Below are 18,592 nucleotides of genomic sequence, written 5' to 3'. Positions count from 1 at the left end.
TTGCGATATATGAGCTAGCTAGTTAGCGAAAAGCCGTGGCATTCAACGAAATGTTGGACGCCACGGCTTTTTTATGTTTGTTATTGCTGATGCACTGGGCTTGTTGTATTCCATACAGCCAACCACTTATCTGCCAACGTATCTATGTTTTCGTGGGCATTGAGTCCGCTGGGCTGCGGGACAACCCAGAGCGATGTTGCTGGGTTCCAGTCTTCAATGTCTGAGGTGTCTTGTTGGCCAAGCTTAGCTTTTTTATCGCCAAACGCTGTGCGGTAGGCCGTAATTCCGGCGATAGCCACTGCCTGTGGCTGGTAAATATGGGTTAGCTCAATAATTCTCGGGACGCTGTTCTTGAGCTCTTCGGCGCTGAGCTCGTCAGCACGGGCGGTGGCGCGGTCCACTAGATTAGTGATGCCAATGCCCAGGTTCTCCAACTGTTCTTCGACCTCATCGCTTAGCCCGCGCGAAGCATCCACCTTGGGCGAGACAATGCCGGCTCGGTCAAGTGAGGGCCAAAAACGGTTGCCGGGAAAGGCAAACGGTGCATTGACCGCTGCGGTCCAAAGTCCCGGGTTGATGCCGACGATCAGCATTCGTAGGGGAGTGCCGGGTCTTGGTAGCCGGTCATCAATAGTCCCGTTGATAAAGTCGCTGAGATCTTCACGGGTGGGGCGGGAATCTCCAAAAGGGGAAGGATGCTTAGTGCTCATGTTCTTAACACTAACACCGTCACCACAATGTGAATGTGGAACAAAAAGGACGCTGTCACCTCTACCTGAAGTAACAGCGTCCTTATTTCAGTTACGCGTAATTATTCGTGGCGTTGAGCAGGCGGTACCCGGCTCATGACGCCAGTATCATGACGCACCTGTCAGTAATCCGCGTTTTCAATACCTAGCTCGCGAGGATTGAACGTGGGGTCAATACCCTGCTTTTGCTGGCGTTCGTAGTCTTTCAGTGCTTTGAGTGCAGGTTTTTGGATGACCAGAATACCTACGATGTTCAACCAAGCCATGAGTCCCACACCGATATCACCGAGTGTCCATGCTGCACCTGCCGAGCTAACGCAACCCATGACGGTCGCAATCAAAATAAGTAACTGCAGAGCTCGCAATGAACCGCTCACTACTAGGAGATTACGTACATTGCGGGTGAGATAACGCAGATTGGTTTCTGCCATGTAGTAGTAGGCAACGATGGTGGTAAAAGCGAAGAAAGTCAGCGAAATTGCGATGAAGGCGGTGCCTCAGCCGGTAGGCCTCCCGGCTCTTCGGCAAGCACAGGGTCGCTTTCACTGCCGTCCTGATAGACGCGGTACATGCCGGTTGAAAGAATCAAAAATGCTGTTGCAGTGCAGACAAAGAGTGTATCGATGTAAACCGCCATTGTCTGAACAAACCCTGCGATGCAGGATGCTTGACCTCGGCAGCTGTAGCTGCGTGCGGGCCTGTGCCCTACCGGCTTCGTTCGAATAGATACCGCGCTTAACACCCCATTCCACCGCTGTTCCAACGATGGCACCAAAGGTGGCGTTCAGACCAAAGGCTGAGGAGAAAATCAGCGAAAGGACATCGAAGAACTGATCAGCATTGACAAAGCCAACAACGATGGCGCCCAAAATATAAACGATTGTCATCACGGGAACTACTACCGATGCAAAGTTAGCGATGCGCTTGACGCCACCGACCACAATGAAGGCAAGCAAAATGGTGACGCCCGTAGCGGCTGCCCACGGGTGGACCGCTGGCCATGCGCCCTGCAGACCGCTTGCAATACCGTTAGCCTGTACACCTGGAAGGAAGAAACCGCAGGCTGCTACGGTGGCGAAGGCAAAGAGCGATGCATAGATTTTGAACGTACCCGCATACTTGGTGTGACGGTACGCTTTTTCGAAATAGTAGGCGGGGCCACCGCGGTACTCACCGGTGACTTTATCGTGTTCTTTGTAGATCTGACCTAGCGTGGACTCGATAAAAGAGGTGGATGATCCCAGAAAAGCGACCAGTCACATCCAGAACACCGCACCCGGTCCACCAAACGCGATTGCGGTTGCCACTCCGGCAATGTTGCCGGTGCCCACGCGTCTGGCAAGTGACATTGCGAGTGCTTGAAAGGGGTGGACGCCATCAGCTGATTTTTCGCCTTTGAAAGTTGAGCTGATCATGGCGGGAATTTGGCGGATTTGCAGCATTCTTGTGCGAATGGTGAAATAGACACCGACCGCTAGGCAGAGGTACACCAGGACGGGTGAATGTAATGCGTGACACATCTGTGGTTGTGGAATATATTAGCCTATCGATCAAGAAAAGTATCTGTATTGCTGCCACCGCCGCGCATATTTCCCGACTAATTTGCCTCACCGTGAGGGCAGAGCCATCTCACTGGAGCGCATCGTGAAGAAGAGAAAAATGGAACCTTCTGAAAAGTCAGAAAAGATGTTGAATCATCACAACATTAAAACGTGAAAACAAGCGCAAAACCGGTAAAGTTAGTTAACTGCAATAGTTGTCTAAGTCAGCGTCGTCTTACCGTCAACTCTGAGAACGAACGCCGGTTTATCGCAATGACAAGATCATCGAAGGGAAAAGCACAGTGGGGCTTCTAGAAAGCATCAATCAACCAAACGATCTCGCCCATCTGACTGCTAATCAGCTTAAAGAGCTGGCTCGTGAAATTCGTGAATTTCTCGTCAGTAACGTCGCTAAAACCGGTGGTCACCTTGGGCCTAACCTTGGTGTTGTCGAGCTGACTCTGGGAATCCATCGGGTGTTTGATTCGCCGCGAGATTCCGTTATCTTTGACACCGGGCATCAGTCCTATGTGCATAAGCTGCTCACTGGGCGCCGTAATTTTGACTCTTTGCGCCAGCGCGGTGGACTCTCAGGCTACCCGGAGCGCGCTGAATCTGAACACGATATCGTGGAGTCGTCGCACGCGTCCTCATCTCTGTCATGGGCTGACGGTATTTCTCGTGCTCACCAAATCAACGGTGAAGGCGATCGCTACACCGTTGTTGTTATTGGCGACGGCGCTTTGACCGGTGGCATGACCTGGGAGGCGCTCAACAATATTGCAGCTGATAAAAACCGACGCGTGGTGATTGTCGTCAACGATAATGGTCGTTCCTACGCACCGACGATTGGTGGTTTCGCTAACCACCTCGCTGATCTCAAAGTCGATTTGCAGAACCAGCTGGATAAGGTTCGTCTTGATCGCCGCTACGACAAGGCATTAGACGCGATTCGTCGACGCCTGCAGTCCGGCGGCAAGGCGGGCAATGCGTTCTATCGCGGTTTGCACGGCATGAAGGCCGGTATCAAAGATGTCATGGTACCGCACGGCCTGTTTGAAGACTTAGGTATGAAGTACGTGGGCCCCATTGATGGTCACGATCAAGAGGCAGTGGAGTCTGCGCTGACAGCCGCCAAGAATTTTGCTGGCCCTGTGATCGTCCATGCGATTACTGAAAAGGGCCATGGATACGCACCGGCTGTTGCCGATGCTGATGATATGTTCCACGCGGTGGGCGTGATTGACCCCGAGACCGGTAAGGGCGTTTCAACGTCTACATCCACGTCGTGGACGTCTGTATTTGCCGATGAGATTAAGAAAATTTCTGATGAGCGCCAGGACATCGTGGGTATCACGGGAGCTATGCTGATCCCCGTTGGTCTTAAGCCCATGGCAGAGGCTCACCCTGAACGCGTGATTGACGTGGGCATTGCAGAACAGCACGCCATCGCAATGAGCGCTGGTCTAGCTTATGGTGGTCAGCATCCCGTTGTTGCGCTGTATGCAACCTTTTTGAACCGTGGCTTTGATCAGCTGCTGATGGACGTTGCTCTGCACAAAGCGGGAGTAACCATTGTGCTGGATCGCTCAGGCGTGACTGGTCCCGATGGCGCTTCACACCACGGTATGTGGGATTTAGCGCTCTTGCAGTTCATCCCCGGCTTGCATATGGCAGCCCCTCGCGACGCTAAAACTTTGCGTGAGGAACTTCGCGAAGCCGTTGCTATCAATGACGCGCCCACCGTGGTTCGTTACCCCAAAGGCTCCGTGGGAGAGGAAATTCCTGCACTGACCCGCTACGCCGACGGCGTTGACGTACTCGCGCAGACCGGGGAACCCAATCCGGAGTCAGGTCAACGCGATGTGCTGATTGTTACTGTCGGTGCTTTTGCCCAGCTTGGACTTGACGTAGCTGCTCGATTAGAACGCGAAGACGTTAGCGTCACAGTCGTTGATCCCCGGTGGGTGATGCCGGTACCCAGCAGCATCGTAGATAGTGCAGCCCAGCACCGCATCGTGGTGTCCCTCGAAGACGGCGTACGTGCAGGTGGCGTGGGCTCTCGCATCCGCCAGGAAATGCGCGCCTCAGGTGTAGACACTGCCCTGAACGAGCTTGGCTTGCCCGCAGAATTTATCAAGCACGCCTCACGCAACGAAATCCTCGAAGAGGTAGGTCTTACTGCAGAGCGCATTACTGAAGATCTGCTGGCGCAGCTCTCAGGCCGGAAAGTTCCCTATGCTCGTGGCAAGGGTGAAAAGCCAAAGCAGACTCGAAACTCTAATCCCGAGGCTCAGTAAACACGTCTCATGCCGGTGCGCAATCATGATGCGCGCCGGCATCATTTACACACACCATTTACACCCAAAGCGATTCTATGCCTCAGCTAGCCCCAAAAATTATTGACCGGGCAGACTGCGTCATTGAAAAGGAACCTCGAAGGTTTCCTAGTCAATACGCGGCTGCAAAATTTGTGCTTGAAATGATTATCGTGGTTTCTTTCGCGGTCAATCTTTTATTGTTCGTGTGGAAAGTGCCCACAGATATTGCGACCATCATCTTCATGACCCCGTTTTTATGCGGTGTATTGCTCTTGCTTTTATGGATTCTCGCTTCGGAGCGAACCGTACTGAAGGTCAACGTCACTGAACAAAACATCGGGTATGTACCGCAGGATGCGTTAGGAGCAGAGCAGTATCTGCAGCCAACTCAAGCCACCCAACCTCACAATCTGAGCGGCGCTACCTCGTATTTTCTGCGCATTCGTAACTGGGCTGTGGCGGATTTATCGATGCCCGCAGAATTTGTGGAGCGCATCGAGCAGTATCCGGCACGTCTTGTGTTTGGCTTGTCGCAGATTTCCGGGGTTTCACCTGAAAAAGGCCTTTACGCTGAGCCTTTGCGCGTCGAGTATTGGGGTATCGTAAAGGGTGCGGGCATTCCTCCGGCATCAACCCCCGGTTATCGAGTAGAACTCCCCAAACATTTTGGGCGATTCCTCAAAGGCATCGCGGCGCTGATGGCACTACTGGTAGCTTCGACAGTAGCTATCAGTTCATACGTTGGCGCCCGTTATCACCATGAAAAGTACTGTGAAATCACTGACGTGTGGGCGGATGAAGAAGATAACGAGCTTCACTTTGAATCCCCGGAATGTGGCAACTTCACGATGAAAGAGAAGTACGTGCCGAACAAAGACATGTTCACCCTGATTGATCAGCTAGAGAGACTTCAAGGTGTACACATCAAATTCCAGTTCGGAATTTCACCCGTCTTTGGTGATTCAGAGGCCTACGGAGTAGAAGACCTCAAAGCCTTAGAAGAATCTAATCCATAAAAAGATGAAGGCTCCCCATCACAAGATGTGGTGGGGAGCCTTTGTCTTAGAACTCGTAGAGTTAGCCCACGATGATGCGTCCGCCGTCAACCTTCACCGGGTATTGGGGGAGCGGTTCTTCGGCAGGGCCGCCGGTCACACTACCGTCCTCAATAGTGAAATTAGAAGAGTGGCAGGGGCACACGATGTTATTGTTCTGCGCGTTAACGGTGCATCCTTGATGCGTGCACGCTGAAGAAAATGCTTTGAAAGTACCTTCGGCTGGCTGAGAAATCATCACCGTTACATCGCCAGAGTTAGCCTTGATAACACCACCGACAGGTACATCTTGTGTTGCTGCCATATCGATGGGGCTAGAGATTTCGGGTTGCTTGACGTTGCCACCGGCACCCGCTTCAGAAGAGCCGCATCCGCTCATGACGGCTGCTGAGGCTGCTCCCGTTACGCCAAGGGCAACGCGGCGAGTCATCGGGGACTCAGAAATATCGGACATAGTTTCTTCCTTTCACGTACTGTCAACTGTAGCCCTCAACCCGCTATCGAAGGACGTTTATCCCAGAATATCCTCGAAAATAGGGATAATTACCGGCACAACAGCTTCAATCTGCCATTGCCGCGCACCTAGTTGGCGCAAGGCATCAGCGATTGTTTCTGCATCTGCCTCAGCCGGCGGCTCCCAGCAGAGCTTGCGCAAGGTATCAGGCACCATTAGATTCTCTGCGGGAATATTCATTTCAGCTCCGAGGGCGTTAACCGCTTCACGGCAGGGACCGATGAGCGCAGCCGACTGGGGACGCTTATTTTCCCAAGCTTTGAGCGGAGGAGGGCCCTCTGCCGGAGTGGTGTAGGGAACGGGATGCTCTTCGTTGCGAGCAGCTGAAATAGCGCGAACCCAGCGTGGAGCTTCGCGCTTGAGCGCACGCGTCTGAAAACCTGGTACCTGCAAAATGGCAGGTACGCTGCGAGGCATCGAGGAGGCTGCTTGGATCAGTGACGCATCGGGTAGCAGTCTTTTAGGAGCAACGTCTTTAGCGCGCGCTAAATGATCGCGTTCAGTCCATAGATTGCGTAAAGCGGTGAGCTGGCGGCGGTTGCGTAGCGTCTGAATCCCTTTTGTCTTACGCCAAGGATCTTTTTTAGGTTCGCGGGTAGGGTTCGCAACAATATAGGCGAATTCTTGACGAGCATACTCCAGTTTGTTCTGAGACTCGAGTAAATCTTCTAGCGCATCTCGCAAGTCTACGAGTATTTCAACGTCCAAAGCTGCGTAGTTCAACCATTCAGCGGGAAGCGGGCGTTTTGACCAATCAGCTGCTGAATGTTCTTTAGCAAGTTTGTAGCCGAGTAGCTGTTCGACGACTGGACCTAACCCGACGCGTTCTAACCCAGCTAGGCGAGCGGCTAGTTCGGTGTCGAAAAGGAAATCTGGTCGCATCCCGAGCTCTACCAAGGCAGGTAAATCTTGGGTTGAAGCGTGAAGCACCCATTCAACGCCAGCAAGCGCAGAGTTGATAATGGATAAATCGTCAAAGCATTCGGGGTCAATCAGAATAATTCCGGTATCTCCGCGTTTGATTTGCACGAGAAATGCTCGTTGACCGTATCTGATGCCGGACGCGCGTTCTGTATCTATTGCGGCAGGACCGTGAGCGGCAGAGATTTTCTGAGCGGCTCGTTTGAGCCCGCCTTCAGTGGTGATGATGGAGGGAAGCCCCTCAAATGGCTCGTTCAGTGGCACTAGTTCAGGGATCGCGAGATGTGCTGGCAGACCAAAATCGGCACTTTGCGTGCCGACTGTATCGCGCGGTGTTTCAGCTGGTGAAGTACCGTGTGCCGTCACTCGTAAAACCTTCTCTCGTGCTCCGACGCGTGTGCATTTTGAGATAAAAGCGCACACAAACATTTAATATTACGCTTTGATGCTGGCGCGGTAGGGAATATCAGCAAGGTTAAGAGGGTGATTATGAGCAATCTATGCACAAGTGGCTGTTGTTCACCTCGTTGCGTCCGTAGTGTAGCGGGCGTTGAGAGTATGTAGTCTGCGATGTAAGAGTCCCGCAAAACATCACAGGATTGATGAGGTACATAAAAAGCGCCTGTTGCGATGATGAGGCAACAGGCAGCTACGTGATTACTGTTCTTTTTCTTCCAGTCGAAGGCTGATTGAGTTAATGCAATAACGTAAATCAGTGGGCGTTGAGTAGCCCTCACCTTCGAAAACGTGTCCAAGATGCGAGTCGCACGCTGCGCAACGGACTTCGGTGCGAACCATGCCCAGTGAGCGATCCTGAATGTAGCGCACTGAATCTTCTGCTAACGGCGCGAAGAACGATGGCCAACCGCAATGTGAATCAAATTTTTCGTCCGAACGGAACAGTTCTGTTCCACAGGCACGACATGAATACACACCCTCGGTGGTGGTGTTGGTATATTCTCCAACGTGAGGACGCTCGGTGCCACCTTTTCGGAGGACATGGAACTCTTCGGGAGAAAGGACGTCCTCCCACTTTTTCACGATTTTTCCCACACCGGGTTTGAAGTCGCTCATAGATAAACCTTTCATTGTGTTTGGGGCGTAGAACTAGGATACTAACTAGAACTTAGTAATGGTGTCTGTTATTCCTTGATTCCGGTTTTAATCTTCAATTCGCTCTGTGCCCGATAACAGATGGAGAACCGGTATCCCCAAAGAATCCTGGGCTTTATTGGTCCAGTTGAGATTGAGTGAATCTTGAACCGGGTGCGGGTTCGTGATGATGATTGCCTGCACGGAATCGTCGGCCTCAACGATAGAGCGCATTACTGCGACAGGGTCTCCGCTGGCAATAGTGATCTCCACCTGAAAACCAGCGTCTTTGAGGAGCAGGTGCGAGGTGCGTGAAATTTCCTGAGCTTCTTGCCGATGCGTGAGCGCGCCTTTTTCTGCCGAGAAAGCTGTTCGAGAGGCAGCATTGAAATCTAAAAGAGCTAGCTGATCCAGCACTTTGAGAAGTAGCGGTTCATGAACTTCTGTGGGAATCAGCAGGTGGATGGCTTCAACGGGTGGCGTAGAGAACTGCGCGACGCGTTGAATATTGCGAATATCTTGTTCGTTAAGAATTTGCTCTGTAGCAACCAGCATCGATTTCATGTTCTCACTGTACGCCTGGTCGTGGCGAATGTGACCCTAAATGGGGAATAAAGAATGCTGATAATTTATTTACTGAGTAGTAACATTTGGTAGAAGTCGTGGGGAGGAACAAAAAGATGAGCATTAAACTGCCGATAACAACCGCAAAAGATTGGCGCAAAGGACTAGCAACCGGCGCCGTGGCTGGGGCAGGTATGGTCACTACAGTGGCTGTAGGAACAGCCGCTGTGGCAACCTATTTTGTGCGTCAAATGGTTGTACCGCCCAAACACATGGTCGAAGAACTCAAAATCTTAGGCGTTGGATACCCATCCTTTAACCCCGCATCGGGTGATGAACCCAATTCCATTACGCTACCGGCCACCGAGCAAACCAGCGTCCCAGGAACCTACGGATTATTTTTTAACGGAGGAAAGTCGCACGCGGTCATTGGAGACATCATCGCCTTCACACCGGTGGATCAGACCGTTATCCGCGAAGTTCTAGAAATCCATAACGGTGATTTATCGCGGGCAGACCGAGGCCATTGGAGCGGTGTCATCGCAACTAGCCCCGAAGACACAGGGTACAAAGCCGAACACATCACCCTGCCGCTTACAGTGGGCGATGCCCCAGCATGGATTGTGCGACCCCAAAATCCAGAAACCATCTATGAAGACCACTCAGATACCTGGGCAGTGATGGTGCACGGAATGGGTGTACAAAGAAGCGAAACCCTACGAGCCTTAGCCACCACTCAAGAGCTTAACCTCACGAGTTTGCACATTAGCTACCGCAACGACAAAGAGGCACCACCGTCCAGCGACGGCAGATACGGCTTAGGTTTTACGGAGTGGAAAGATGTCGAAACCGCAATCGACTACGCGCTACAACACGGTGCTCGGAAAGTAGTGCTTTTCGGATGGTCAATGGGCGGTTCAATTTGCTTGCAGGCCGCCGATAAAGCGCGCAACAAGGACGCTATTGCAGCCCTCGTGCTGGACGGTCCGGCTGTTGATTGGCTGAAGCTCATTGAATATCACACCGAGCTCAATAAGTTGCCGTTAGGCATCGGTAAGCTGGGTATCCACATGATCTCATCGGCGTCACTGGGGCTATTTACCGGCCTTGATGAACCGATCGAGCTTGAAAGCTTGTCATGGACGCGTCGAGTGGACGAGATGCAGGTGCCCACCTTAATCCTTCACAGCGTGAAAGATGATTTTGTGCCTGTTGCCCCCGCCCTAGAACTTGCTCGTAAGAGCAACACCGTTGATATCGTGACATTCGCTGACGGTGCGCACACTAAAGAGTGGAACGTCGACAGCGACAAATGGCATTCAGCTGTCACGGAATGGTTGCCCGGAAAACTTCAGCAATTTCACGCTGAAACCTCCGCAACGTAAAGTCCGCTTAAACTGCAAAGTGCCGGTGAACTGACCAGCTCACCGGCACTTTGCACACAAGGGGAAATCTTCCTAAGCCTCAGCAGCTATATCTGCGTAGCTACCGTTGGTTAGAGCAAGCAAATCATTGGGCGAAAGTTCAACGTCGCATCCGCGCTTACCGCCAGAAACTAACACGGTGTCAAAATTCTGAGCACCTGCATCTAAAAGCGTGGGGTGTGCTGTCTTTTGACTCAGCGGCGAGATTCCACCAACGACGTAACCGGTGCGCTTTTGAGCTACCGCAGGGTCAGCGAGCTTAGCGGACTTCCAGCCAAGAGCCGCTGCCGCAGCCTTTACATTGAGCTTTCCGCCCACCGGCACAATCGCCACCGCATAATCTTTTTCGTGGTTCACCATGAGAGTCTTATACACCTGCTCAGGACTGCGACCCAACTTTTCAGCCGCTTCTACACCAAAATTCTTATTGCCTTCTTCATGCTCATACTCGAGAATTTCAAAAGGAACCCCTTTTTCAGTCAGCAAAGCGATAGCTGCTGTAGACGCTGTTGCCTTCTTCTTTTTACCCACGAAAAACTCCTTGAGGTAGCGTGTATTCTCTGTTCAAGACTAAAAAACTTGTACACGCATAGCGAGTCTATGCGGCTGTGAGATTGCCAAAAGCATTCTGGTCATCTTTACACTATGACGGGTTCTCACCCCTGCTTCATATTCGCTGTCAAGTTACTCACGGGATAAACTGGATAAGAAATAATCGCCGTGGATTACGCTTCAACGGCGAAGCACACCAGCGAAAGAATACAGACCTTTGGTTGCCTACGAACACTTAGTTGATCGACGTCCCAACGTTTCAGCGGATGAGTTACTGGCGGGTTTCCGCCCCTCCGAGCGCTTTGGCGAGGTGTCATTCGATACCTACCGTCCAGACCCCTCACAGCCTTCACAGCAGCAGGCTGTAGATGCTCTCAAAAATTTCGGTACCGCTATCAATAGCGGCTCAGGACGCAGCTCATGTGGCGGGTTCTTTTCCAAACTCTTTGGCGGGGGAGCGTCAGCTCCAGCTGTAAAGAACGGCATCTACCTCGACGGGGGCTTTGGCGTGGGCAAAACTCACTTGCTCGCATCCCTGTGGCACATGGTAGAAGGTCCCAAAGCCTTTGGGACCTTCGTGGAATACACCAATCTCGTGGGCGCCATGAGCTTCCATAAAACAGTCGAGGCTCTTAGCTCCTACAAGCTGGTGTGCATCGACGAATTCGAACTAGATGACCCCGGTGATACCGTCCTCATGTCGCGTCTGATGCGTGAGCTATCGGACGCCGGCGTCAAGCTAGCCGCAACATCAAACACCTTGCCCGGCTCGCTCGGTGAGGGGCGCTTTGCTGCAGCAGACTTCAAACGAGAAATCCAGGTACTTGCAGACCAGTTTGAAGTACTTCGCGTCGACGGTGAGGACTTCCGTCACCGCGGACTACCCGCTGCACTGGCTCCCGTAGATAATGCTCAACTTGAGGCCGCTGTTGAATCCCGCTTCGGCGGTTTAGGCACTGTCTCAGTTGATAATTTCTCAGACCTCATCAACCACCTCTCACAGGTGCATCCATCTCGTTACCGTCAGCTAGTGCAGGGCCTTGACGCCATCGCGTGGAAAGACGTCACCACCATTACCGAACAGTCTGTTGCCCTGCGTTTTGTGGTGCTTGCAGACCGTCTTTACGACAAAGATCTACCTATTATTTCCTCCGGCGTACCCTTCGATCAGGTCTTCACCGAAGAGATGATGGCAGGCGGGTACCAAAAGAAATACTTCCGAGCGGTCTCTCGCCTCACCGCGCTCGCACGCGAAGGACTTGGCGAGTAGCCCCGGCGAACAGCCGAGCCAACTGATGTGGGTCGCGCCAGAGAAATCGTGACCCACATCTATCAAAAAATCTAAAAAATTTTATTCCTCGAAAAGCTCCGTTCTCTGCTTGAAACCCTGAACTTACAAGGAAAAACAGGTCATTGGCGTCGATTTGGCAATGCCTGTAAACCTGTGTATAGTATTTACCTGTCAGCTCGACGAAGTGAAAAACTTCTTCGAGTCACTGATATGCGGTTGTAGCTCAGTTGGTAGAGCACCACCTTGCCAAGGTGGATGTCGCGAGTTCAAGTCTCGTCAACCGCTCGCAACACTTCTTGAAAAAGCTAAGTGTATGCGCGATTGGCGCAGCGGTAGCGCGCCACCTTGACACGGTGGAGGTCACTGGTTCGATCCCAGTATCGCGCACAAAGTAATCAGTCCCATGTGGGGCTGATTTTTTGTTTAACCGGATGCTGATGGTGGGGTTTGCCTGGTGGCTGGGCAGTGACGCGCTGTCGCGCCTGAGGTGCGTTTTTTGTTTCCTCGTTTGCTCGGAAAAACGCCCCGTCAGCTGGTTCGATCCCAGTATCGCGCACAAAGTAATCAGTCCCATGTGGGGCTGATTTTTTGTTTAACCGGATGCTGGTGGTGGGGTTTGCCTGGGCGGCGGCGGGGTAACGCCGCACTTCACTGTGCCGAGATCCTGATTAATCGACGAAATCCTGATTTATAACAGGATTTCCTCGATTAATCAGGATCTCGGCGGCTTGCGTTCAGATAAAAGGGTAGTCGGTAAAACGAGTCCGGGTCCGTGGGCGGTTCTGATACGTAACTTTGTAGGCGGCTCTGATGTATAACGCGGACGCTACGAACTGGGCGCACCTGGCTGAAACGGCCCGCGTCCTGTTGTCTCACTCTGTAGTAAAAACGACTAAGACCCCAGCTGTTACCAGTTTTATTTCGATGTGACCAGAAAACTCTCACAAACGATGCAGAACCGGGGTGAATGAGAGAGTTTCCTGGCCACTATGAGAGTTCTGTGGTCACTGTCGAGAAAAACGTGGTCATCTGCGAGAGGGTGTGAGAAATATGAAGAATAAATATTGCGGAAGGGGTTCGTCCGTGCGCAGAGGTGACTGGACCGAACTGACACCATTATTTTGTCCGCCCAGTCGGTTCGCCTATGAATAAAGGTGACTGGACGTTTGCTGGGGCGGTGGCAAAAACCTGAAAGTTGTGATTTGCCTGCGCGTGGAGATAACTAGCAGAGCTGACCCAAGATGCTTTGAGATGCAGGTTACATAAAATAAATTTTTGCCGACCTGTCTAAAAACGGCTCTGAGTGCCCCAAAAACCGCGAAAACACGCGGAATAATTGATTGTCACTCTCGATTTGGCAATGCCTGTAAACCTGTGTATAGTATTTACCTGTCAGCTGGCCGAAGTGAAAAACTTCTTCGAGTCACTGATATGCGGTTGTAGCTCAGTTGGTAGAGCACCACCTTGCCAAGGTGGATGTCGCGAGTTCAAGTCTCGTCAACCGCTCGGATTACAAAAGCGCTTCCTAGTCGAGGCGCTTTTGTTTCATCACTTGCCACATGGTAAGCCCTGGTGGGGTGGTCGAGTGGTTAGGCAACGGTCTGCAAAACCGTGTACGCGGGTTCGAATCCCGTCCTCACCTCCACGAAAAAGTCTCAGTATCACGAAAGTGGCACTGAGACTTTTGTTTTATACACCGCGGTTTCTTTGACCGGTCTTTGACGGCAAGAGTAAACTTGAGAGCTGTGCTCACACGCTGTTAAACAATTTGCTACCCTTTCGTTTGCCACACGAAACAACGCTCGATTGTGATTGCGAAATGGTGCAGGTCAACAGCGGATTGTAGGCGCATATACAGCCAAATGTCGATTAATTGTGAGCGTTTTTGACGCAGCAGGTAGGAATATAACCGGTGACTGACCCACGCTTAGCAACATCAACCGATTTTGGGCGTATGTATGCTCGTGAAGTGGGCGGTGAGTTGCTCGTACCGTCAATTACTACCGTTATTGGTCAGCAGGCGAGCGACCTATCGGGATGGCACGGGTACATGGCGGCTAAGGCTGTTTTAGAGGATTCTCGTGCTTCGCGTCCTATGCATTCTAACGGCATGAAATTTGCGATTATTCGTGATGCTGCATCGGCTTCTGAGCGCTACCGTGACCAGGCCGCAGCGCGCGGCGACCGCGTCCACAATTACGCCGAAAATATTGCTCTGCGGGCCATGGGCAAAGATCATGAGCTGGAACGTACTCGCGAGGAGCTTCTGCAACACGGTGAGCAGGCTTATGCCGATCGGCTCGATGAATGGTGGGATGCTTGGCGTCCTCGACCGCTAGCAGCTGAAGTTACTGTGTGGAATGAGACTGTGGGGTACGCCGGGACTTTGGATTTGGTCGCTGAAATCGCAGGACGTGTGTGCATCATCGACTATAAGACGAAGGGCACCGATAAGCGCGGGCGTGTGAAGCCATTGGATAATAAGGTCGTGATGCAGCTGGTAGCCGGCGTCAAGGCTGAAGAAGCTCTCGTTGATGCTGAGGCGGGGCAGTGGCAACCGTGGCAGTACGGTTCAGCACCAATTTTGATGGGTGTTGCTGTGGGTGAGACGCAGGTGTTACCGCAACAGGCTAATCCAAACGTTCTTAAGGAAAATTGGCGTAAATTCTGTGCCTTGCGACGCGTGTGGGAAATCAACAGATTGTTGGATGAGGAAACCGGGGATCATTTGATGCCGGTGGTTCCGCCACCGGCGCACCTGTTGGCTACGCCACCGGCTGTTGATCCGGCGCAGGTTGTTGAGCCGGTGAGCGTGCAGGAGGTCGAAGGTGCCCCGTCGCTTGAAGAACTTGCTTTGGATGCGTCTTCAGAAACTGCAACAGCTCTATCGTCCATCGAGGAACCCACTGCTGAACGCGGTAACTAACTGAGCCTTGCCTTGTGATGTTGTCGATGCGGTGCATCCTTCACATTGCGTACACTTAAATTTGATTCCTGTGACTTTACGAGAAAGAGCATAAAACTACCTATGGCGATATTGACCATTAGAACCGTGGGCGATCCTGTATTGCGCACGGTCTGCGATGACATCACTGTTTTTGATGAGGCACTTCAAGAACTTGTGGCGGACATGCTAGAGACGATGTACGAGGTCAACGGTGTTGGTCTTGCAGGCCCGCAGGTTGGTATTTCCAAACGCATTTTCACTTACGGCAATATTGACGGACGCGAAGGTCACGTCATTAACCCCGTCATTGAAGTGGGGGATGAGCCGCAAGAGGGCGGTGAAGGTTGCCTTTCGGTGCCTGGATTGAGCTCTGATACTCCCCGTAAGAACTGGGCGAAAGTTACCGGTGTCGATATGTTCGGCGCTCCGGTAGAAATTGAGGGCGAAGGCCTCTTTGCGCGAATGTTGCAGCATGAGACCGACCACCTGTACGGCAAGATGTTCATTGATCGCGTGGTGGGCGATGATAAAAAACGCATCATGCGCGCGATTCGCAACGCAAATTATGACTCCGTGGCAGCGTCTGTGCAGGACGAGCGCGCTAACAGCGTGTCTTCTGGCTTCGGTGGTGCTGCTTTCGGTGGGCAGAAGACTAATCCCTCGCGTGGGGCATCATTTGGTTCTTTCGGATCTTTTGGGCAGGTGAAATAAGTGACTTTCAAAGTTTTGTATGCAGGAACCCCTGATATTGCCGTGGCGCCGCTGAACGGTTTGATTGAGGCAGGGTATGATGTCGTGGGTGTGCTAACGCGTGAGGATGCGCCGGTGGGGCGCAAGCGCGTCATGACGCCTTCCCCAGTGGCAGCTCGTGCAGAAGAGCTGGGTTTGCCCGTTATCAAAGCAAACAAGTGGTCTGAAGAGACCGCATCTGCTGTTGAATCCTTGAACGCCGATATCGCGGCGGTTGTGGCGTACGGTGCGATTTTGCCACAGTCGGCTTTGGATCTTTTGCCCAACGGCTGGATTAATCTTCACTTCTCACAGCTGCCCAACTGGCGCGGTGCGGCGCCGGTTCAGCGCGCACTGATGGCTGGAGAGAGCGAAATTTTCTCGAACACTTTCCAGATCGAAGCTGGTCTCGATAGCGGTCCGGTCTTTTTGAGCGAGTCAACTCAGGTGGCTGAAGGGGATACCGCCGGAGATATTTTGATGCGACTGGCGTCAACCGGTGGTGCTTTGCTCGCGCAAACTTTTGACCGTATTGCCCAGGGCGATCACGGTACACCCCAGCAGGGGGAGCCTACCCGTGCAGCAAAGCTGACGCTGGCAGATGGCAAGGTCGACTGGACTCGCTCCGCTGAGGAACTTCTGGCTCAGGTTCGCGGCGTGAGTCCTGAACCCGGTGCATGGTGCGAATATAACGATGCGCGATTGAAACTAGCAATGATGACCTCAGCGGATGCCGACGTTTCAGGAACTGAACCAGGTACCGTGCAACTGATCGCCAAAAAGTGTGTGGTGACCTGCGGAAATGGTGCACTTGAATTGACCCAGGTTCAGCCTGCAGGCAAGAAAATGATGAATGCGACGGACTGGGCACGAGGTCTTGGCTCGGCTCTCACCGAAAAGAAAGTTGTGCTGGCATGAGCGGATTTAACGCAGGACGCGGCTCCAATAACCGCGGAAATAACTCCGGTGGTTCCCGGTCTGGGCAGCGCGGTGGCAATCGCTCGGGCATGAACCGAGCAGGACAGGGGCGTACAGGCGCTAACCGTGGACAGGAGCGGCGCACAGAGTCCGGTCACGATTTTGTAAGTCGTCGCAATACCCAAAGTTCTCAGTCAAACCGTGGCGGGCGTCGCCGCACTGAAGATACGTCGCGTCGTAATGCTAAGGGCCATGAACGCAACCGCAAGAAGTCTCATGAAAGGGATTTTTCAGCGGCGGCTCCCAGCGCCCGTGTACGCGAGGCTGATGCCGCTCGCCTGGTAGCTTTTGAGGTGATGCAAGCGGTAGCGACCGAGGATTCTTATGCGAATCTCGTGATGCCCAAATCTATTCGCGCGCATCGTCTTGACCATCGCGATGCCGGTTTCGCAACGGAACTGACCTATGGAACGCTGCGTAACCAGGGCTACTACGACTCCATTATTAAGCACTGTGTTGATCGTCCGTTAGAGAAAATCGACCAAAAAATTCTCACTGCTTTGCGTCTTGGCGCCCACCAGCTTGTAGCGATGCGTGTTCCTTCTCATGCCGCGCTCAACCAGACCGTTGGTTTGGCTCGCGGTGTGATTGGTGCTGGTCCTGCTAGCTTCATTAATGCTGTGTTGCGTCGCGTGTCAGAGCGTAGCGCTGAAGAATGGCGTGAGCTCATTGAATCTGAAGCAACTGATGATTTGCAGAAGATGGCACTGACAAAGTCCCACCCGGTATGGGTGGTGCGTGCCTTCCGTCAGGCGCTTGCGGTTCACGGTCACTCACCTCAAGAAATTGATGAGCTACTGGATGCTGATAACCTTGCCCCCATCGTCAACCTGGTAGAACTACCGGGGCTGGGGTCGCTGGATGAAGCTCGAGATAAGGGCGCAACGGATGGCGAGCTAGTAGCAGGCTCAGCGCTGTATTCTTCAGGCGATTTGGGTAGGCTCGAGTCTGTTCGCGAAGGTACCGTTCGCGCGCAGGACGTGGGATCTCAGCTTGTAGCGCGGGCTCTGGCAGAGGCTCCCCTTGAAGGCTCGGATAAGAAGTGGCTAGATCTTTGCGCTGGCCCGGGAGGCAAGGCAGCGCTCTTAGGAGCTTTAGGTGCTCAGCGAGGTGCTCAGCTGGTTGCGAATGAGGCATCTGCACACCGTGCCAAGTTAGTGAGTGCATCCTTGCGTCCCTTGCCCCAGGGTAGCTACACGGTAGTGACGGGTGATGGTCGAGCTATCGAAAAAACTGTTGCCCAGAGCAAGAATCTGCCTGCCGGCATGGAAGAGAACCCTCGCTTTGACCGCGTGATGGTGGATGTTCCCTGTTCAGGTTTGGGCGCGTTGCGTCGACGCCCAGAGGCGCGTTGGCGTAAAACACCGCGCGATATTGCTGATCTTCTGCCGTTGCAAAAAGAGCTGTTTGATGCGGCTGCATCGGTGACGCGTTCAGGTGGTCTCATTGCCTACGTGACCTGTTCACCGCATATGGCTGAGACCCAGAATATCGTCAACGATATTCTGCGCGATGGTGCTGTGGAATTGCTTGATTCAGGCGCAGCTGTTCGTCAGGTGGCGCTTTCTGATGAGAGCGGAACTTCGGTTCTTTCGGGGGAGAAAGATCCCTCATTTGCACCGAACGACAAGCATCCAGAGCAGACCACTGCGCAGCTGTGGCCTCATGTGCACGGCACGGATGCGATGTTCTTTGCCCTGTTTAGAAAGAAATAAAGCACAACCTCGGTATAGCTACTGATGGGGGCCACTGCCCGTTCAAGACATTCAATGATGTGAACGTGCAGTGGTCTCTTGCTATGAGGCTCATGTATACAAAGCACTCGACATTCATAAACTTTCTGCATAAAGTGTTATTCAGGTTACATTTCAAACAAAGAGGTTTGAGAGGCTTCAACTGCCTTTTGTATATAAC

15 protein-coding genes, 4 tRNA genes and 1 pseudogene are annotated in these 18,592 nt (G+C 52.6%); 12 read left to right on the top strand and 8 right to left on the bottom strand.

The window, feature by feature from the left end; all coding sequences use genetic code 11:
* Nucleotides 1–80 precede the first annotated feature (80 nt).
* The 3 genes and pseudogenes from IDM49_RS07210 to IDM49_RS12555 all read right to left on the bottom strand — a co-directional run bounded on the left by IDM49_RS07210 (nt 81) and on the right by IDM49_RS12555 (nt 2,098).
* A complete protein-coding gene (locus tag IDM49_RS07210) occupies nt 81–710 on the bottom strand; it encodes a mismatch-specific DNA-glycosylase (protein WP_190724012.1) in 630 nt (209 codons plus the stop codon).
* Between the two features lie 161 nt (nt 711–871).
* On the bottom strand, nt 872–1,234 hold the full coding sequence (locus IDM49_RS12560) for an alanine:cation symporter family protein (protein ID WP_403215273.1): 363 nt from the start codon (nt 1,232–1,234) through the stop codon (nt 872–874).
* Nucleotides 1,219–2,098: pseudogene (locus IDM49_RS12555) on the bottom strand (alanine:cation symporter family protein). The gene IDM49_RS12560 and the pseudogene IDM49_RS12555 overlap by 16 nt, the downstream one beginning before the upstream one ends.
* Nucleotides 2,099–2,592: 494 nt before the next feature.
* On the opposite strand from IDM49_RS12555, the gene dxs reads away from it, so the two are divergent.
* Nucleotides 2,593–4,590, top strand: a complete 1,998-nt coding sequence (gene dxs / locus IDM49_RS07200) for a 1-deoxy-D-xylulose-5-phosphate synthase (protein ID WP_190724011.1) — start codon at nt 2,593–2,595, stop codon at nt 4,588–4,590.
* A 77-nt stretch (nt 4,591–4,667) separates the two neighbouring features.
* Complete coding sequence (locus tag IDM49_RS07195; RefSeq protein ID WP_190724010.1) at nt 4,668–5,627, top strand: hypothetical protein; 960 nt, start codon at nt 4,668–4,670, stop codon at nt 5,625–5,627.
* Nucleotides 5,628–5,688: 61 nt separating this feature from the next.
* Here the strand turns inward: IDM49_RS07195 and IDM49_RS07190 are convergent, their stop codons facing one another.
* The 4 genes from IDM49_RS07190 to IDM49_RS07175 all read right to left on the bottom strand — a co-directional run bounded on the left by IDM49_RS07190 (nt 5,689) and on the right by IDM49_RS07175 (nt 8,757).
* On the bottom strand, nt 5,689–6,120 hold the full coding sequence (locus IDM49_RS07190; protein WP_210729633.1) for a Rieske (2Fe-2S) protein: 432 nt from the start codon (nt 6,118–6,120) through the stop codon (nt 5,689–5,691).
* Nucleotides 6,121–6,177: 57 nt separating this feature from the next.
* Nucleotides 6,178–7,467, bottom strand: a complete 1,290-nt coding sequence (locus IDM49_RS07185) for an HRDC domain-containing protein (protein ID WP_228008036.1) — start codon at nt 7,465–7,467, stop codon at nt 6,178–6,180.
* 291 nt (nt 7,468–7,758) lie between these two features.
* Nucleotides 7,759–8,175: a peptide-methionine (R)-S-oxide reductase MsrB gene (gene msrB / locus IDM49_RS07180; RefSeq protein WP_168614997.1), complete on the bottom strand. Its 417-nt coding sequence runs from the start codon at nt 8,173–8,175 to the stop codon at nt 7,759–7,761.
* A gap of 87 nt (nt 8,176–8,262) precedes the next feature.
* On the bottom strand, nt 8,263–8,757 hold the full coding sequence (locus tag IDM49_RS07175) for a hypothetical protein (RefSeq protein WP_190724008.1): 495 nt from the start codon (nt 8,755–8,757) through the stop codon (nt 8,263–8,265).
* A 116-nt stretch (nt 8,758–8,873) separates the two neighbouring features.
* On the opposite strand from IDM49_RS07175, the gene IDM49_RS07170 reads away from it, so the two are divergent.
* Complete coding sequence (locus IDM49_RS07170; RefSeq protein WP_190724007.1) at nt 8,874–10,142, top strand: alpha/beta hydrolase family protein; 1,269 nt, start codon at nt 8,874–8,876, stop codon at nt 10,140–10,142.
* 72 nt (nt 10,143–10,214) lie between these two features.
* Here IDM49_RS07170 and ybaK read toward each other — a convergent pair whose 3' ends face one another.
* On the bottom strand, nt 10,215–10,712 hold the full coding sequence (ybaK, locus tag IDM49_RS07165; protein WP_190724006.1) for a Cys-tRNA(Pro) deacylase: 498 nt from the start codon (nt 10,710–10,712) through the stop codon (nt 10,215–10,217).
* Nucleotides 10,713–10,950: 238 nt separating this feature from the next.
* On the opposite strand from ybaK, the gene zapE reads away from it, so the two are divergent.
* The 9 genes from zapE (at nt 10,951) to IDM49_RS07120 (ending at nt 18,393) form a co-directional block, all read left to right on the top strand.
* Entirely contained in the window at nt 10,951–12,003 is a 1,053-nt protein-coding gene (gene zapE, locus IDM49_RS07160) for a cell division protein ZapE (RefSeq protein ID WP_190724005.1), read from the top strand.
* 233 nt (nt 12,004–12,236) lie between these two features.
* Nucleotides 12,237–12,309, top strand: a tRNA-Gly gene (locus IDM49_RS07155).
* A gap of 30 nt (nt 12,310–12,339) precedes the next feature.
* Nucleotides 12,340–12,411 (top strand) — tRNA-Val (locus IDM49_RS07150).
* Between the two features lie 1,046 nt (nt 12,412–13,457).
* Nucleotides 13,458–13,530: transfer RNA gene (locus IDM49_RS07145), tRNA-Gly, on the top strand.
* A 65-nt stretch (nt 13,531–13,595) separates the two neighbouring features.
* Nucleotides 13,596–13,669, top strand: a tRNA-Cys gene (locus IDM49_RS07140).
* A 267-nt stretch (nt 13,670–13,936) separates the two neighbouring features.
* Nucleotides 13,937–14,950: a PD-(D/E)XK nuclease family protein gene (locus IDM49_RS07135; protein WP_168615666.1), complete on the top strand. Its 1,014-nt coding sequence runs from the start codon at nt 13,937–13,939 to the stop codon at nt 14,948–14,950.
* A gap of 102 nt (nt 14,951–15,052) precedes the next feature.
* Nucleotides 15,053–15,682 (top strand): peptide deformylase, encoded by a 630-nt coding sequence (def, locus tag IDM49_RS07130; protein ID WP_168615665.1) that lies wholly within the window; start codon nt 15,053–15,055, stop codon nt 15,680–15,682.
* Entirely contained in the window at nt 15,683–16,618 is a 936-nt protein-coding gene (fmt, locus tag IDM49_RS07125) for a methionyl-tRNA formyltransferase (RefSeq protein ID WP_168615664.1), read from the top strand. It begins immediately after the preceding gene.
* Nucleotides 16,615–18,393 carry an RsmB/NOP family class I SAM-dependent RNA methyltransferase gene (locus tag IDM49_RS07120; protein ID WP_228008035.1) on the top strand — a complete coding sequence of 593 codons (1,779 nt, stop codon included), beginning with the start codon at nt 16,615–16,617 and terminating at the stop codon, nt 18,391–18,393. The genes fmt and IDM49_RS07120 overlap by 4 nt, the downstream gene beginning before the upstream one ends.
* Nucleotides 18,394–18,592 lie beyond the last annotated feature (199 nt).

This window comes from Rothia terrae (assembly GCF_014705925.2).
Lineage (GTDB): Bacteria > Actinomycetota > Actinomycetes > Actinomycetales > Micrococcaceae > Rothia > Rothia terrae.
The sequence above is the reverse complement of the archived record's forward strand: the minus strand, read 5'-3'. Positions and strand labels throughout refer to the sequence as shown.

What these genes read in the sequence shown, in the direction of transcription:
- IDM49_RS07210 (WP_190724012.1), bottom strand. Translation starts at nt 710, where the DNA reads ATGAGCACTAAGCATCCTTCCCCTTTTGGAGATTCCCGCCCCACCCGT.
- IDM49_RS07195 (WP_190724010.1), top strand. Translation starts at nt 4,668, where the DNA reads ATGCCTCAGCTAGCCCCAAAAATTATTGACCGGGCAGACTGCGTCATT.
- IDM49_RS07190 (WP_210729633.1), bottom strand. Translation starts at nt 6,120, where the DNA reads ATGTCCGATATTTCTGAGTCCCCGATGACTCGCCGCGTTGCCCTTGGC.
- msrB (WP_168614997.1), bottom strand. Translation starts at nt 8,175, where the DNA reads ATGAGCGACTTCAAACCCGGTGTGGGAAAAATCGTGAAAAAGTGGGAG.
- IDM49_RS07175 (WP_190724008.1), bottom strand. Translation starts at nt 8,757, where the DNA reads ATGAAATCGATGCTGGTTGCTACAGAGCAAATTCTTAACGAACAAGAT.
- IDM49_RS07170 (WP_190724007.1), top strand. Translation starts at nt 8,874, where the DNA reads ATGAGCATTAAACTGCCGATAACAACCGCAAAAGATTGGCGCAAAGGA.
- def (WP_168615665.1), top strand. Translation starts at nt 15,053, where the DNA reads ATGGCGATATTGACCATTAGAACCGTGGGCGATCCTGTATTGCGCACG.
- IDM49_RS07120 (WP_228008035.1), top strand. Translation starts at nt 16,615, where the DNA reads ATGAGCGGATTTAACGCAGGACGCGGCTCCAATAACCGCGGAAATAAC.